The 14,401-nt window shown below is 58.1% G+C and carries 11 protein-coding genes and 3 pseudogenes; 8 read left to right on the top strand and 6 right to left on the bottom strand.

Annotated features, from left to right (window positions below):
* Positions 1-18 precede the first annotated feature (18 nt).
* Both LJD17_RS19960 and LJD17_RS19955 read right to left on the bottom strand, forming a co-directional pair.
* A pseudogene (locus tag LJD17_RS19960) lies at positions 19-162 on the bottom strand (transposase); the annotation flags it as partial.
* A gap of 143 nt (positions 163-305) precedes the next feature.
* Positions 306-1,001, bottom strand: a pseudogene (locus LJD17_RS19955) (IS6 family transposase); the annotation flags it as partial.
* Positions 1,002-1,218: 217 nt separating this feature from the next.
* On the opposite strand from LJD17_RS19955, the gene LJD17_RS19950 reads away from it, so the two are divergent.
* On the top strand, positions 1,219-2,823 hold the full coding sequence (locus LJD17_RS19950) for an ABC transporter substrate-binding protein (RefSeq protein ID WP_227385961.1): 1,605 nt from the start codon (positions 1,219-1,221) through the stop codon (positions 2,821-2,823).
* 160 nt (positions 2,824-2,983) lie between these two features.
* The gene (locus LJD17_RS19945) at positions 2,984-3,778 is read left to right on the top strand and encodes a creatininase family protein (RefSeq protein ID WP_319799707.1); all 795 of its coding nucleotides are present in this window, start codon (positions 2,984-2,986) and stop codon (positions 3,776-3,778) included.
* A gap of 79 nt (positions 3,779-3,857) precedes the next feature.
* On the opposite strand, the gene LJD17_RS19940 is transcribed toward LJD17_RS19945, so the two are convergent.
* Positions 3,858-4,556: an IS6 family transposase gene (locus tag LJD17_RS19940; protein WP_227386018.1), complete on the bottom strand. Its 699-nt coding sequence runs from the start codon at positions 4,554-4,556 to the stop codon at positions 3,858-3,860.
* A gap of 116 nt (positions 4,557-4,672) precedes the next feature.
* Between LJD17_RS19940 and LJD17_RS19935 the strand changes: the two genes are divergently transcribed.
* Positions 4,673-5,008: a hypothetical protein gene (locus LJD17_RS19935; protein WP_227385959.1), complete on the top strand. Its 336-nt coding sequence runs from the start codon at positions 4,673-4,675 to the stop codon at positions 5,006-5,008.
* 539 nt (positions 5,009-5,547) lie between these two features.
* Here the strand turns inward: LJD17_RS19935 and LJD17_RS19930 are convergent.
* Positions 5,548-5,973 (bottom strand): hypothetical protein, encoded by a 426-nt coding sequence (locus LJD17_RS19930; RefSeq protein WP_227385958.1) that lies wholly within the window; start codon positions 5,971-5,973, stop codon positions 5,548-5,550.
* Between the two features lie 83 nt (positions 5,974-6,056).
* Positions 6,057-6,563: a helix-turn-helix domain-containing protein gene (locus tag LJD17_RS19925; RefSeq protein ID WP_227385957.1), complete on the bottom strand. Its 507-nt coding sequence runs from the start codon at positions 6,561-6,563 to the stop codon at positions 6,057-6,059.
* Positions 6,564-7,105: 542 nt separating this feature from the next.
* Here LJD17_RS19925 and LJD17_RS19920 point away from each other — a divergent pair.
* Together LJD17_RS19920 and LJD17_RS24410 are read left to right on the top strand one after the other, a co-directional pair.
* Positions 7,106-11,080, top strand: coding sequence for an autotransporter outer membrane beta-barrel domain-containing protein (locus tag LJD17_RS19920; protein ID WP_227385956.1), 3,975 nt, complete (start codon positions 7,106-7,108; stop codon positions 11,078-11,080).
* A gap of 575 nt (positions 11,081-11,655) precedes the next feature.
* A complete protein-coding gene (locus LJD17_RS24410) occupies positions 11,656-12,012 on the top strand; it encodes an invasion associated locus B family protein (RefSeq protein ID WP_406600856.1) in 357 nt (118 codons plus the stop codon).
* 16 nt (positions 12,013-12,028) lie between these two features.
* Here the strand turns inward: LJD17_RS24410 and LJD17_RS19910 are convergent, their stop codons facing one another.
* A complete protein-coding gene (locus LJD17_RS19910) occupies positions 12,029-12,223 on the bottom strand; it encodes a hypothetical protein (RefSeq protein WP_227385954.1) in 195 nt (64 codons plus the stop codon).
* A 137-nt stretch (positions 12,224-12,360) separates the two neighbouring features.
* On the opposite strand from LJD17_RS19910, the gene aac(3) reads away from it, so the two are divergent.
* The 3 genes and pseudogenes from aac(3) to LJD17_RS19895 all read left to right on the top strand — a co-directional run.
* On the top strand, positions 12,361-13,194 hold the full coding sequence (gene aac(3), locus LJD17_RS19905) for an aminoglycoside 3-N-acetyltransferase (RefSeq protein ID WP_227385953.1): 834 nt from the start codon (positions 12,361-12,363) through the stop codon (positions 13,192-13,194).
* Positions 13,195-13,752 (top strand): AAA family ATPase, encoded by a 558-nt coding sequence (locus LJD17_RS19900; RefSeq protein WP_227385952.1) that lies wholly within the window; start codon positions 13,195-13,197, stop codon positions 13,750-13,752.
* 510 nt (positions 13,753-14,262) lie between these two features.
* Positions 14,263-14,401, top strand: a pseudogene (locus tag LJD17_RS19895) (DUF1612 domain-containing protein); the annotation flags it as partial.

Below are 14,401 nucleotides of genomic sequence, written 5' to 3'. Positions count from 1 at the left end.
GCTTTCGCGATGCCCCCGTTTCTGCGGCGGCATCTTCCGCTCTTTCTGCGTCTGCCTCAAGACCAGGAGTAACAGCTTGAACGCGCTCTCGTCGGTGGGACAGTGGCCCCGCGCCCGCACGGCCCGGCGCAGTTCGGTATCAAGAACCTCAATGGCGTTGGTAACCGGCGTGAAGATGCCGGTGCATGTAACCTGCGGCCTGTCTGTGGCTCCTGTCGTTGTCGTTCGCCATACCCAGGTACCAGTGTTGGAATGGGTTGTGTCGCAAATTCGGAGAGGGGACGCGAAAGGGCCAGTCGCACTTGGGCGGCAAGCAGCTCGATCCGCTCGGCAAGCGATGGCTGCGGATTATCGATATACTTCCCTTGCTGTTTACTCATCATGTGAACCATCACAATCCCGCCCAGGATCACAGGAACATTCTTCGTAGACTTGAACCCAAGCATCGGACGAATGCACCTCTTGATAGCACGCTGATCGTACTCAATCCGATTGTTGAGGTAGGCGCTTTGGCGGATGCGAATGGGTTTCAGATCACGTCGTATTCTATCCTGGATCCGATCGGCAGTATCGCAAGACAGGGTTGCCTCCTTGTCAGTCTGACCACCATCGATGACGATCCGTTCAGGACGGCCGTGCCGTTTGACGGCCCTGTGCGGCAACCGTTTGGAAGCCGTAAGATTGCGCCGATCGCTGAAGCAGAATTCCACCGTATCACCGTTGCTGTCGATGGCGCGGTAGAGACACCGCCACTGCCCACGGACCTTGATATAGGTTTCATCAACATGCCATTTGCTGGAAACTGCTCGTTTGAGCTGATTGAACCGCTCCGGAAATTCGGGCATTTACCGGATGACCCACCTTTGGATCGTGGCGTGATCGACGCAGACACGACGTTCTGCCATCATCGCCTCCAGATTACGCAAACTGAGATTGTAGGCGAGATACCACCGGACGCAGAGCAGAATCACAGTTCGATCAAAATGCCTGCCCTCGAACACCACGCTCCACTACTGTGACCGAGGTCTCAGTAGCTGAAACTCTGAAACAAAATGTTTGCGACGGGTCCGGCCAGAAGTCTCCCATAATTCCTTTTCATATGCCGGGTATACCTTTTGGCGACGGCAGACTGATTCCCTTGCAGGGTCTTCAGCAAACTTGCTGTCTAACTCGGGTTAGGTAATATCGCACTCCTGATCTGTCACTCAGGAGAACACAATGCTCTGTCGCACGTCAGCTGCCAGCTTCGCACTCCTTGCCATGATGAGCGTCGCCTCCGCTGAGACCCTAGTGGTCTGTACTGAAGCTAGCCCGGATTTCCTCAATCCGCAGTTCTCCACCGCCAACACGTCATTCGATGTCGCGGCCCAAATCTATGACAGGCTCGTGGGCGTCGAGCGTGGAGGTTCCAAGATCATCCCGGGCCTTGCCGCGTCGTGGACCGTCTCGGATGATGGCCTCACGTATACCTTCAAACTTCGGGCGGGTGTGGTTTGGCACTCGAACCGGGCGTTTACACCAACTCGCCCGTTCAATGCCGATGATGTAGTCTTCACGTTCCAGCGGATGATCGACAAGAACCATCCCTTCCACGGTGTAGGAAGGGGGAGCTACGAGTATTATGAAGGTCTGGTCGCCCCTTTTTTAAACTCCGTCGAAAAGGTTGATGACCACACCATACGGTTCGTGCTCAAGGAGCCTCAGGCTGCACTACTTGGTGCGCTTTCCGTCGAGCCAATGTCCATTCTTTCGGCTGAATACGCAGATGCTATGCAAAAGGCCGGTACCCCAGATCAGGTCAACCAGGTTCCAATTGGAACGGGTCCGTTCAGCTTCGTTGCCTATCAGAAGGATGCCACCGTACGCTTCAAGCGCTTCCCACAATACTGGGGCGAGGCCGCGGGTCTGTCTGATCGGACTGCTCAGGTGAGCGATCTCGTCTTTGTTATTACGCCTGATCCCAGTATTCGCTACGCAAAGGTGAAGGCAGGCGAATGCCACATCACACGCTATCCGAATCCCGGCGATCTCGCTGCAATGAAGGCTGATCCCAACCTGAATGTGCAGTCGGGTACGATTGCGGACATGAGCTACTTGGCCTTCAACAACCAGAAAAAGCCATTTGACGATCGCCGTGTGCGTGAGGCCCTGATCCATGCGGTCAACCTGCCTGCACTCGTCGAGACCGTGTACCAGGGCACCGGCACTCCAACTGCCGCCCTCATTCCCCCGACCCTTTGGGGCCACAGTGGCGAACTCAAACTACGCGAGTATAATCCTGAGAAGGCCAAGAAGCTTCTCGCCGAGGCTGGATTCCCCAATGGTTTCAAGACAACCTTGTGGGCCATCCCAGTGGTCAGGGCATATATGCCAAATGGACGCCGAGCTGCTGAGTTGATCCAGGCAGACTGGGCGAAGGTTGGTGTTCAGGCAGAGATTATGACGTATGAGTGGGGCGAGTACCTAAAGCGGACTCGCCAGGGTGAGCACAACGTCGCCATGAGTGGCAGCACGTGGGATTATCCGGATCCGAGCCAAATCCTGTCGTTGAGCTGGAGCTGTGATGCAGTCAACACTGGAGGCAATCGAGCCCGCTGGTGCAACAAGGAGTTCTCGGACAAACTGGCTCGGGCGAACTCCGTCAGCAACCAAGAGGAGCGCACCAAGCTCTACCTGGAAGTTCAGAAGATCTTCCATGACGATGCGGCCTCACTTCTCTTCGCCAACGCTCAGGCTTTCACGCCTGTTCGCAAAGAGGTCTCCGGCTACAAGATGCACTTCTTCGGCGGACAGCCTTTCTATGGAGTGTCCCTCAAGCGATAGGGCATGCGCGACGCGGCTCGAAACTCCCACGAGCCGGCGATGTCTCGAAATAGTCCCGGGATGCCGGCAGCTCGCGTAAATCCGCTGGGCCGCTTAGGCCCGGGACACCATCAAGAACAACGGCAGGAACGCTATGACGATTGAGGTAGAATGGGCCCGGATGACCGCACCAGAGCTGAGGGCCCTGGCGGCACGTGCAAACACATTGGCAGTGCTTCCGGTAGGCTCTCTTGAGCAGCATGGGCCTCATCTGCCCGTAATCACTGATACGGCCAGCGCCAGCGCAGCCGCGATCCGTGCGGCACAGCTGGTGGCTGACGAGATCCCGGTGGCCGTTCTGCCAGGCCTCTGGCTCGGCATGAGCGAGCACCACCTTCCGTTCGGCGGCACGATCAGTCTCGACTACGACGCATACCACGGCATCCTCCGTAGCATCGTGCGCTCGTTGAAGGCCCTCGGGTTCAAGCGTCTTCTCATCGTCAACGGCCACGGTGGCAACATTGACCCATTGGCGGTTGCCGTACGGGAGTTGGCAGTGACGTATGCCATGCCGATTGTCGCGACCACACCATGGATGCTCGCGCCCGACGAGATCGCGGCAGTCGCCGAATCCGAGACACCGCGGCATGCCTGTGAGGGCGAAACCTCAGTGATGATGGCGATTGCCGGCGACATCGTGCGTACGGACAAATTTGACGAGGCCGTGCAGCAGGCTCCAAAGCGTGTTGAAGCACCTCATGGCTTCTCCCGCTTCTATTCGTTCTCGGAGCGGGCTCCTGTGACTGGCACTTGGGGCGACCCACGTCCTGCGACACCGGAGAAAGGCGAACGCTTTCTGGCCATCCAGGCGAAGGCATTGGCGCAAGGCATGCGCGATGAGCGCCTCTGGTCCACACCGGACCCAGTCTGGCAGCAGGATCGGGGCTTGGGAGACACCTCTGGAAAAGCCGACTGACGGGGATGCACAACATCCAAGCGGTCGTGTCGCAAACCTGGAGAGAGGGCAATAATATGACAATTACTCTGTAGCGCATTCAGTCTGCGAGTAGCTCGAACTGCTCCGCAAGCGATAGCTGCTGATTGCAGGCATACTTCGCCTGTTGTTTGCGCATCATGTGGATCATCTCGATCCCGCCAACGATCACATGGGCGGTGGTGATTGCCTTGAACCCGAGCAGCGGTCGGATCCGCCGCCGAATTGCGCGATGATCCTGCTCGATCCGGTGATTGAGATAAGCGCTTTTCCACATCCGGATTGGCTTCAGCTCGCGTCTCGACCAATCCTGAAGTCGGTCCGCAATATCACATAGTAGAATCGCTTCTCGGTTGGTCCGGCTGCTGTCAATCACGATCCTATCGTGTCGGCCGTGCCGCTTGAGTGCCTTGCACAGAAACTGCTTGGCCGCTGTGAGGTTGCGCCGCTCACTGAACCAGAACTCGACTGTGCCGCCGGTGCTGTCGATGGCCCGGTAGAGATACATCCAACGCCTGCAGACTTTGATATACGTCTCATCGACATGCCATTTGCGGCCGACGGAACCCTTGCGCCGATCGAACCGCTCGAGGAGCTGTGCTGTGTACCGGATGACCCATCTGGGAATGGTCGCGTGATCGACAGAGATCCCGCACTCAGCCATCATCTCTTCGAGATTTCGAGTGCTCAAGCCATAAGCGAGATACCACCGGACACAGAGCAGGATCACCGAGCGATCGAAGTGACGGCCCTTGAATATTGTACGCCTCCGGAGCGCGCCGAAGGCATAAACCGGACCGAGTTACTGCTGGCTTTGCGACAGTTCCCTTCGAAAGGCTAGGGAACACACTTGGAGCCACTCAGGCTCTCATCATTATGACAGATGCTGCAGAAGCAAAAATTCGGCAAGCTCACGCGGAGATTCGCAGGGCCAATTCAGAAGTTGATCGCTTGTCAAGCATCATCGCTGATCTCAAAACCAAGCTTGCGGTTGAAGTCATGCATGCAGTCGGTTTGCTTGCTCAAGTGCGGGCGGTGAAGGTGCTGCTCGTCAAGGTGGCGCCCAGCAACCCGCTCTTCGCGAGAACAGGTAAAGCGTACTTCGCCGGTTCCCAGACGGAGTTTGGAGCAAGCTACGATGAGGCCTTTGACGCGAAGGGGGGAGAGTTCGGAATCCCAGACCCCGCGAGGTTTCGTAAGGCTGCAAAGTAGGCGTCTTCTCAAGAGATCAGTTACGGACGTCGTCTGGAATTCCGAGTAGTGCCTGACGTTATTCCAGACTTAGAAGCTTTCGATGTGGCGTCATTCATTCCGAACTTTTTGCCGGTCGTTCTCGCGGCTTTGAGCAAAGATGCGGCATGAGCCTGCTCGGTACGGCTGTCGCCCGGACTAACCACGCGCAACGTTTTGGATAGCGTTGCCGGGACCGTCCGAGCGAACTGGCCGGTCTTGGCTCGTCAGGAGGGGAGGGGAAGATTCTGGCTCAGCGTGTTTTTAGGAGCAGTTCTTGTTCTCAACCCATAATGGTCGATTCCTCCGGACTGATGAGGCGACCAGGGAAATAGTGGCCAAGTATGGCGCTGAATCGCGGCGCCGGGATGTCGGCTTGGATGAGCGCAGAATGGCAGTGTTTCGACATTGTCGTACCATTGAAGGGATTGGCGTCCAGCCAGTCGTGATGGTCGACCAGACTACAAAATGAACCCGTGGCAGGCTTAGATAGCCAGGATTCCAGCGAGATAACGCTGGACTCACATGCACTCTTCCTGCATTTTTGTCGCAGATTGCTGGCGTGCGATTTCACCTGCGGCCGATACACCGACATTGGCAGCGATATTTGCGGCGCCAGACGCGGATCCGCCAAATGGCAGGAGACCGATAACGCTTGAAAGCACCGCCGCACCCGTCGCCGTTGCTTGGGCATTCCTCGCCGCTTCGTCGCATCGCTGTCCGTCGCGCTGTGCTTGCTGCACATTCTGTCCTTGCGGCTTTTGTTGCTTCTGAGCACCTCGGCCACCACGCGGCGTATCTACCAGCCCCTTCGCTTTGCGTTCATTGTAAGCCTTGATATTTGCTGCTCTTTGCTCAGCGGACATGTCGACATTGTCGGCCATCGTCGCGGATATCGGAATGACCATGGTAAGGATGGATGAACATACGATGAGGCGTTTCAGCATGACCGTTTCCTAGCTGTTAAGTAAAAGTCATGCCTATTGGCGCCAGTTTTGAAGATCAAATCGAATCGATTGCAATTTGAGGGCTATTGTTCTGCGGTGCCTCGTAACGGATCGAAGACAAAACCATGCTTACGGGCGATTTCCTTGCGTGCCTCAAGAAAAATGCGCCCGATCTCGAAAAGTCGCTGGGTCGGCATCAGAAGCAACCGGCGACGATCCTTGGAATCTGGCTTACGGACGAGCGTGCCTGAGGCCACCATGTCATCGATGTGCCGTGTAATGGTGACTTCACTGGTGAACGCTTCGAAATAAGTCGCGACCTGCTTCACCGTCAGTACTTCGCCTTCCAGCCATTTATGACCAATCAAAGTGAAGATCATGTCGGCTTCGAATATGCTGCGCCAAGGGTGGTTGAGGAAGCCATCCTTGATCATTTGACGGCGGAACTCCGCTCGGTATTCAAGCCAAGATACATCTGAGGCGAGCAGCGCACGCTGCGCCTTGTCCAGATCGACTTGAGCGCGATCTTCAATCAAAAGCACGTCGTTGAGTGCTCGTTGTGGAGTATTTTCTCCCTCGTCGTTCTTCATAAGGCTGAGTCCAATCGTGGCGAAACAACGTAGCTTATAGGCTATATGCCGATTATCGCAACGAACTGAAGCACTTTGTCGGCCGCTCAAGTCTTTTTCCCAACTAATCAGAGAGCTACTGATCGGACGTAGCTGCTGTCGAGATCTGTCAGTCTCTTGACCCGCCTCTTGCTCGCGACAGCCTGGGGCACTCTAGCTCAGAAATTAGCACACAAATTGAAACTAATTGGCCCTTCGGGCTGACGAACGGCATCGCTATAGCTCACAAAAATCACGAGCGAAGCTGTCTTAGTGGCCTCAAGAGGGCCTTTTGCGGCTGGATTCGGGAATTTGCACTCGCACTCGTGACAGGAGCGGGGCGCAACACAAAACAATGAGTTTATTCGCCGGACGCCCCGCGTCCGACGCTGGCGAAGCTTTGTCGGCGTTCGGCATAGTCAAGGAGCATGGAATTGCAGGGTGGAGCTTTCAATCTATTGAGGACTACGAACGTCTCGCGTCTTCGGCAGATACATTCACTCCTCGCTAGCGCCTCCCTTGCCGTGCTTGCACTGGCCGCGCCCGCCCGGGCGGGAACGATCACCTATACCGACGGTCAGGTCGCAACGACACCGGTCGCCATGACGAGTGACACTGAGTTGAGTATCGCTGCCGGGACTGCCCGACAGGACGGTATTATCAGCGGCGATTACCATGTGACCAAGACCGGGACGGGCTCGCTATATCTGTATGGTGCAAACACCTATTCGGGAGGGACCACGATCACGGATGGGGCGCTCACATTGGGTACGGCAACGGCTCTGGGAACCGGAGCGGTCGAGATTACCAATAGCGCCAGGCTATGGACTATGGGTGGCGTCGGCACGCTAGCTAACGACCTGATCATCAATGGCGAGGGGGGGATTGGGTCAGCATATGAAACGAGGTTCACAGGAGTAATCAGCGGTAATGGAAGGCTTCTCCTTACCAGCAGTGGAAATGTCCTTCGCATTGCGGGAGAGAATACGTACACCGGGGGCACGCTGATCCTTTCTGGCCAAGTGCTGGCTGAGAACGACCACGCCTTCGGAACTGGAGTCTTCCGGACCAATAACGGTCTTCTTGGTTACGCGAATGGAGTGACCATCGCCAACGACCTTGTGGTGGCTGGATCCGTCCTGTCGGTGGATGCCGGCTCGGCCGTCCAGTCCGGCAGCATCGGCGAGGATAAGGCCGGCTCCGGATTGAGCAAGCGGGGCGCCGGCGAACTCGTTCTGAAAGGAGCTAGCACCTATTCAGGGACTACGATGGTTGAAGAGGGGACCTTGACCGGCGGTGTTGACTACGCGTTCTCAGATCGCTCGCACTATACAGTCCTGTCCGGTGGCGCCAAAGGCGGCACGCTCAGGCTGCTCGCCGATCAGCGCATTGGAAATATCTCTGGCAACGGGGTGCTTGATTTAGGTGACTACAATCTGGAAACCGGCAGTCGAAATGTTGCTGCGACTTTCAACGGATCGCTGACAGGCTCAGCGAATTCATCGATCACCAAGAAGGGAACGAGCTCTCTGACATTCGAAGGCAACAGCGCCGCCTATGGTGGTTCGCTGTACGTCGATAACGGCAGTGCTTTTGTCGACGGAGACTACAGAAACATGCGCGCCACTGTATCCAATGGCGTGTTAGGCGGTACCGGGCGCATTGGTGCTGTTACCATGAATGGCGGTACGCTTTATGGTTCCGATAGCCAGCAGCTCACCATGACGACACTCGCGTTGAGCGATGAGACGAGGGTCCTCGTACGCCTCGGGACGGTTTCGAGCCAAGCGCTCTTCAATGTTCAAGGCGACCTGACACTCGATGGTGTGCTCGATGTGGATGATGCCGGAGGATTCGGTCCTGGAATCTATCGCCTGTTCAATTATGGTGGAGTCCTTGCCAATCATGGACTGGCAATCGGCGCTGCACCGACCGGCTATAGTAGCGCGAACCTGAGCGTCCAGACTGCCATGGCCGGTCAGGTCAATCTGGTCGCCGTGGCCGGCGATCGAGGGCCTGTATTGTTCTGGGACGGCGATAGCCCAACGAACTGGGACAACGGCAAGGTCGATGGCGGCGACGGTCGCTGGCGAACCGGTGGCCCAGCCTTCACCGATGCAAATGGCATCGAGAACGGCCCCATGGCTCCCCGTCCCGGTTTCGCAGTGTTCGGCGGCAAGGCCGGCAGGGTTACTGTGTATACCGGCACCGGGCAGGTGCAGGCAACAGGGATGCAATTCGCAACGAGCGGCTACACCCTTACTGGCGACATGCTCGAGCTCGTCGCTGGTGATGCGATCATTCGTGTCGGCGACGGAACCACGGCAAGTAAGGACTACACCGCTACAATCACCAATAAACTAGACGGCGCCGGGCGCCTGATCAAAACCGACCTGGGTACTTTGATCCTCGCCGGCGACAGCACATACTGGGGCGGGACAGAGATACGCGAAGGCACTCTCCAGATCGGAGACGGCGGCACTCAGGGAACCATCACCGGTGACGTCGTCAACAACGGAGTGCTGGCCTTCAATCGGTCTGACGTGACGACCTTCGACGGAGCAATATCCGGCTCGGGCACAGTGCGTATCATCGACGGAGATGTGACCCTTACGAACCTCAACAGCTATGCGGGTGGTACGATTGTCGATGGCGGATCCCTGAGGGCTGGAGGGGCTGGCGCCTTCGTCGCAAACACTGCGTATACCGTGAATGGCGGGGCTTTGGATCTGAACAGCTTCGACCTCACGATGACGTCGTTGTCCGGCATGGGCGGTACCGTGACACACGGTACAGCGACGCTGACCCTCAATCAGGCAGAGGACACCAGCTTCGCAGGTGCGCTCGCCGGTTCGGGTCGCTTCATCAAGTCTGGCGCGGGTACGCTCTCATTATTGGGCGACAGTAGCGGCTTCATAGGCGCGACGAGGATTGAGAGCGGCACGCTTGCGGTTCACAGCAAGCTGGGCGGTACGGTGGATCTTGGGGCCACCGGCCGCCTGCAAGGCACAGGAACCGTGGGAAGCACGATCGTCTCAGGCACGATTGCACCAGGCAATTCGATCGGCACGCTCAATGTCGCCGGCAACGTCCTCTTCAACCCCGGTTCGATCTATGAAGTCGAGGTCGACGCAGCGGGACAGGGTGACAGGATCCTCGCTTCGGGTACGGCCACCATCAATGGTGGGTCGGTCGAGGTCCTGGCGGGGATGGGCAACTATGCCCCGGCCACGACCTATACGATTCTCACCGCTGAGAACGGTCGCTCCGGCACCTTTGATGGCGTCACGTCGAACCTCGCGTTCCTTGATCCTTCGCTTAGCTATGACGCCAATAGCGTCTTTTTGACGATGACCCGTAACGTCACCAGCTTTGAGAACGTCGGCGTAACGCGAAACCAGATCGCTACCGGCGGCGGTGTCGAGGGTCTCGGCTTTGGCAATCCAGTCTACAATGCGGTGCTGAATCTCTCGGCAACACAGGCGCGTCGCGCGTTCGACCAGCTATCGGGCGAGATTCATGCTTCGGTGCGAACGGCAATGGTCGAGGACAGCCGGTTTGTCCGTAATGCCGTCACCGATCGCATCCGTGCGGCTTTCGATGGCGTTGGAGCTTCCGGCGCCGTCATGACCTATGTCGACGGTAAGCCGGTGACGACTTCGGGCAACACCGGCCGCTTCGCCATCTGGGGCCAGGGGTTCGGCTCCTGGGGTCATACTGAGGGCAATGGCAACGCTGGACGTCTCAATCGTTCAACCGGCGGCTTTCTTATCGGCGCGGACGCCGGAGTATTCGAGACATGGCGTCTTGGTGCGGTCGCAGGCTATAGCAGCACCAACTTTGACGTGAAGAACCGCGGCTCGTCAGGCTCAAGCGATAGCTACCATGTCGGCTTGTATGGTGGCTCACAGTGGAACAAGCTCGCCCTACGATCCGGCGCAGCCTATACGTGGCATGACGTCTCAACATCCCGGAATATCTCTTTCCCCGGTTTCAGCGATAGCCTGAAGGGAGACTACGATGCCGGCACGGCGCAGATCTTCGGCGAGCTGGCCTACGGCCTAAGCGCTGGCAGTGCCCGGTTCGAGCCCTTCGCCAACCTAGCCTATGTCAGCGTCCATACGGACGGCTTTGCTGAGCAGAGAGATGCAGCGGCCCTGACGAGCCGAAGTGCGACAACAGATGCGACCTTCACAACGCTTGGCCTGCGTGCCTCAGCCGGCTTCGAGGTCAATGGCGCGCCCTTAACGGCGAAAGGAATGATCGGCTGGCGGCACGCCTTCGGAGACTCGGAACCGCTCGCGACGATGCGCTTTGCCGGCGGCGGTAACGGCTTCTCCATCGCGGGTGTGCCAGTGGCACGAGACGCCGCAGTAATCGAAGCCGGGCTCGACTTTGCAATCACGCCGGCCGCAACGCTCGGCATCACCTATGGTGGACAGTTTGGCTCAGGCATGGCTGATCAATCCGTAAAGGCCGATTTCAACGTCAAATTCTGACTTGAGCTAACGCTGGAGCTTGCTGCCTCTGGCAGAGACGTCCTTGGTACCGCCTCCACTCAAGCCTGCTACGACGGTTCTGTGCCTGATGGGTAAAGACACGGCGGAAAAGGGCCGATGCAATCAGGACGATGAGTTAGCTTTATATCGTCGGGGTTTGCTTACTGACCATGAGTTGCAATAGCAGTGATGCCCAATTGAATGCGCTGCGTCTCGACATGGCGAACCGAAAAGCAGCCGCCGAAACGGCGGCCAGCCAACCACGAATGGAAAGCGTTCGCATGATGAGCCGCAAGCGCCGTTTGATTGGCTATTTCTGCCTCAGTGCCTGTGCTGTTGCCAGCGGTGTATTTATATGGCTGGCCACGGAGGGTGCAATTTCAACTCCTAGCCTAGCCGCCTCAGTTATCGATGGCCAAACTGGTCCGGTGCCGCATCGCTTCGAGGTCTCTCAGTCTCAGATTGCTGCTAGCGCCAACGCATCAAGCCTACCGGGAGGGGCTTCCTCGCTCAGCGAGACCTACAAGGACTGGCGCGTTGCCTGTACGCATGAGGGCACAGCGAAGCGCTGCGTACTGTCGCAGGCTCAGGCGCAGCAGAATGGACAGCGCGTCCTTGCGATCGAACTCAGCGCTCCGAGCGGCAATGCCGTCTCGGGTATGCTCGTTCTTCCGTTTGGGCTGGCTCTCGATTCCGGTGTTAGCTACCAAATAGACGAGAAACCCGTGATCCCACCAATGCGCTTCCGCACCTGCTTGCCCATCGGGTGCCTTGTTCCTGTATCCTTCGACGCATCGACTCTGGCTGCCCTTCGCACCGGAACGGCGCTCAAGCTCAAGGCGACGGCCGATAGCGGCGCAGCCGCTCCGTTCTCGATCTCCTTGCAGGGATTTGCGACCACACTCGATCGTGTAGGGACGCTATCGCGCTGAGACTCGGGACATAATATTACGCGGCGCTGCTCCTCGAACCTGACCAGTCTTCATGAGCGTCGACCATCGCAAGATGGCTGCCGGTCATGGGACGACTGGCACCAGGGGTGAACGAAACGTGGATGGCAATCCGCTGCATGGCCCGCACGGCCAACAATGTAAAGCACTCCGTCACCACGGCATCGCTGCGCCAGCCCACCGCTCCTGCCAAGAACAGCTCGTCACGCGGGCCTGAATAGCCTTGATCAGCATCAGTTTCTTCCGCCCGCTGCCCCACACAGCAAGTGGGATATGGTGTGCGGCTCGTAGTCGTCCTATGATATCGCGGGCGAAGTTCTAGGGGCTCCCATGGAGAATAGGACGACGATGGCGGTCGGGCTTCGCAGCCTTGGCGTCCAGGGCGGTGACGTGCTGATGGTGCATGCATCGCTGAAGAAAATCGGTCCAGTAATTGGTGGAGCGCGGGCTATCGTCGGCGCGCTTCGCGACGCAGTGGCCCCAGACGGCACCCTGATAGGCTACGCCTCTTGGGATCGCTCCCCCTATGGCGAGACCCTTAATGGGGCACAGCTCGATGCAGAGACGCGTCGCAATTGGCCGCCGTTCAGGCCTGATACTGCGAACGTCTATTGTGGTTTCGGTCTGCTCAACCAGTTCCTTGCTGACACGCCGGGAGCGCTGAGAAGCGCCCATCCCGACGCATCTATGGTTGCTCTCGGTCCGCTCGCCCACGAGCTCATCGAGCCGCACAGGCTCGGCCAAGCATTCGGGCCTGGATCGCCCCTTGAGCGGTTCGTTACACGGAACGGGAAAGTCCTCCTGCTCGGTGCCCCGCTCGACGCCGTCACAGTCCTTCATTACGCTGAAGCCATCGCGGACATTCCCGGAAAACGGCGGGTGACCTACGAAATGCCGATCCTCGGTCCGAACGGTGAGACGGCTTGGGAGCGGGCGGAGGACTTCGACTCGAACGGCATCCTCGACTGCTTCGCCATCGATGGCGCGATGGATGCGGTCGAGACGATCGCAAGAGCTTACGTCGCATTGGGAAGACATCGAGAGGGCCAAGTGGCCAACGCACATTGCTACTTGCTTGACGCGCAGGACATCGTCTCATTCGGCGTCAGCTATCTTGAGCAGCGGTTCGCCCGGCGGATCAGCACACCTGCTAAGGGGCCTTGAATGATCATCTGGCTGAATGGCCCGTTTGGCGCAGGAAAAACCGCGCTTGCGCAGAAGCTCCGCGAGCGGAAACCGGACCTGCTATTGTTCGATCCTGAGGAAATCGGTTTCATCGTCAAGACGATCGTCCCTCCGGCGCCGAGCGGGGATTATCAAGACTTGCCGTTATGGCGAGGCATGACCGCCGCGGCGCTGGCTGAGATACGGAAGCATTATCGCCAGGACATCATCGTGCCCATGACGCTCGTCCGGCCCGATTATCTCGACGAGTTGCTTGGTGGTCTCAGGCAACGAGGAGAGGATGTCCTTCATGTCTTCCTCACAGTCGATGAAAGGACTCTGCGGCAGCGCATTGAACGCCAAACCATGTCCCCCGATCACACGCGGAACGAGCAAATCCGAGACTGGCGCTTGGCCCAGGTCGATCGTTGCTTGGCAGCACGGGAAGCCATGCCAGACCGCACCCGCTTCCTGGACACGGGGCTCCACAATCCCGACATTCTAGCCGACACGGTTCTTGAATGGCTCGGAGCTACGCGGAGTCGCCTGTCAAGATGAGCCACCCTCGTCGAGCCAGGCGCGTTGGCGAAGGCGAGCCAGGATGCCGCCAACTGCGTTCATAATCTTCACGCACCAACCCGTCCTGTCCACGCCTCGGAGCGGCACACTACCCCAAGAGGGGAGTCGTCAATGGCGTAATCGGTCAACATTGCGTCTCTATTGTCGCCTTGTCCCTCAAAGCGAGATGAGGAACTCAACACCATCAATGGCAATCTTTTATCGCTCGAAGTGAGACAGCGTTTCCAGGGGCGTGCGGCTGGCTGCGATGGCGATGGAACGGGACCTGACAGAGCTCGCCACGGTCGCCTTGCTCCGGACCTCTCACCAGCAAGCCCCCTTGCTCGCCACGGTCGATCGGATCGCGTGCCGGATCCGGCACCGCGTTCACAGGCAGGGATCACAGAGCAGCGAGCAAACCTGATCGGCATCTCGCCTTGAAGGGCAAAGAAGGTCGCTTTTCGACACCCAACGCGACGAACCTCAAAGTTAAATGCAAAGTGCTCACCGGCCTTGGCCGCTGCAGCCATGGCGTGGACTGCTTGGCTGGATCTCAACCTCTACACCCGCCTGCCGTGGCTCGGCTTGATCATGGCCGCGGCCATCCTGCGGGCCAGAGGGCTGACCGCCCATCTGCTGCCGCTCGCCG

Source organism: Microvirga rosea, assembly GCF_020595095.1.
Taxonomy (GTDB): domain Bacteria; phylum Pseudomonadota; class Alphaproteobacteria; order Rhizobiales; family Beijerinckiaceae; genus Microvirga; species Microvirga rosea.
The sequence above is the reverse complement of the archived record's forward strand: the minus strand, read 5'-3'. Positions and strand labels throughout refer to the sequence as shown.

What these genes read in the sequence shown, in the direction of transcription:
- LJD17_RS19950 (WP_227385961.1), top strand. Translation starts at nt 1,219, where the DNA reads ATGCTCTGTCGCACGTCAGCTGCCAGCTTCGCACTCCTTGCCATGATG.
- LJD17_RS19945 (WP_319799707.1), top strand. Translation starts at nt 2,984, where the DNA reads ATGACCGCACCAGAGCTGAGGGCCCTGGCGGCACGTGCAAACACATTG.
- LJD17_RS19935 (WP_227385959.1), top strand. Translation starts at nt 4,673, where the DNA reads ATGACAGATGCTGCAGAAGCAAAAATTCGGCAAGCTCACGCGGAGATT.
- LJD17_RS19930 (WP_227385958.1), bottom strand. Translation starts at nt 5,973, where the DNA reads ATGCTGAAACGCCTCATCGTATGTTCATCCATCCTTACCATGGTCATT.
- LJD17_RS19925 (WP_227385957.1), bottom strand. Translation starts at nt 6,563, where the DNA reads ATGAAGAACGACGAGGGAGAAAATACTCCACAACGAGCACTCAACGAC.
- LJD17_RS19900 (WP_227385952.1), top strand. Translation starts at nt 13,195, where the DNA reads ATGATCATCTGGCTGAATGGCCCGTTTGGCGCAGGAAAAACCGCGCTT.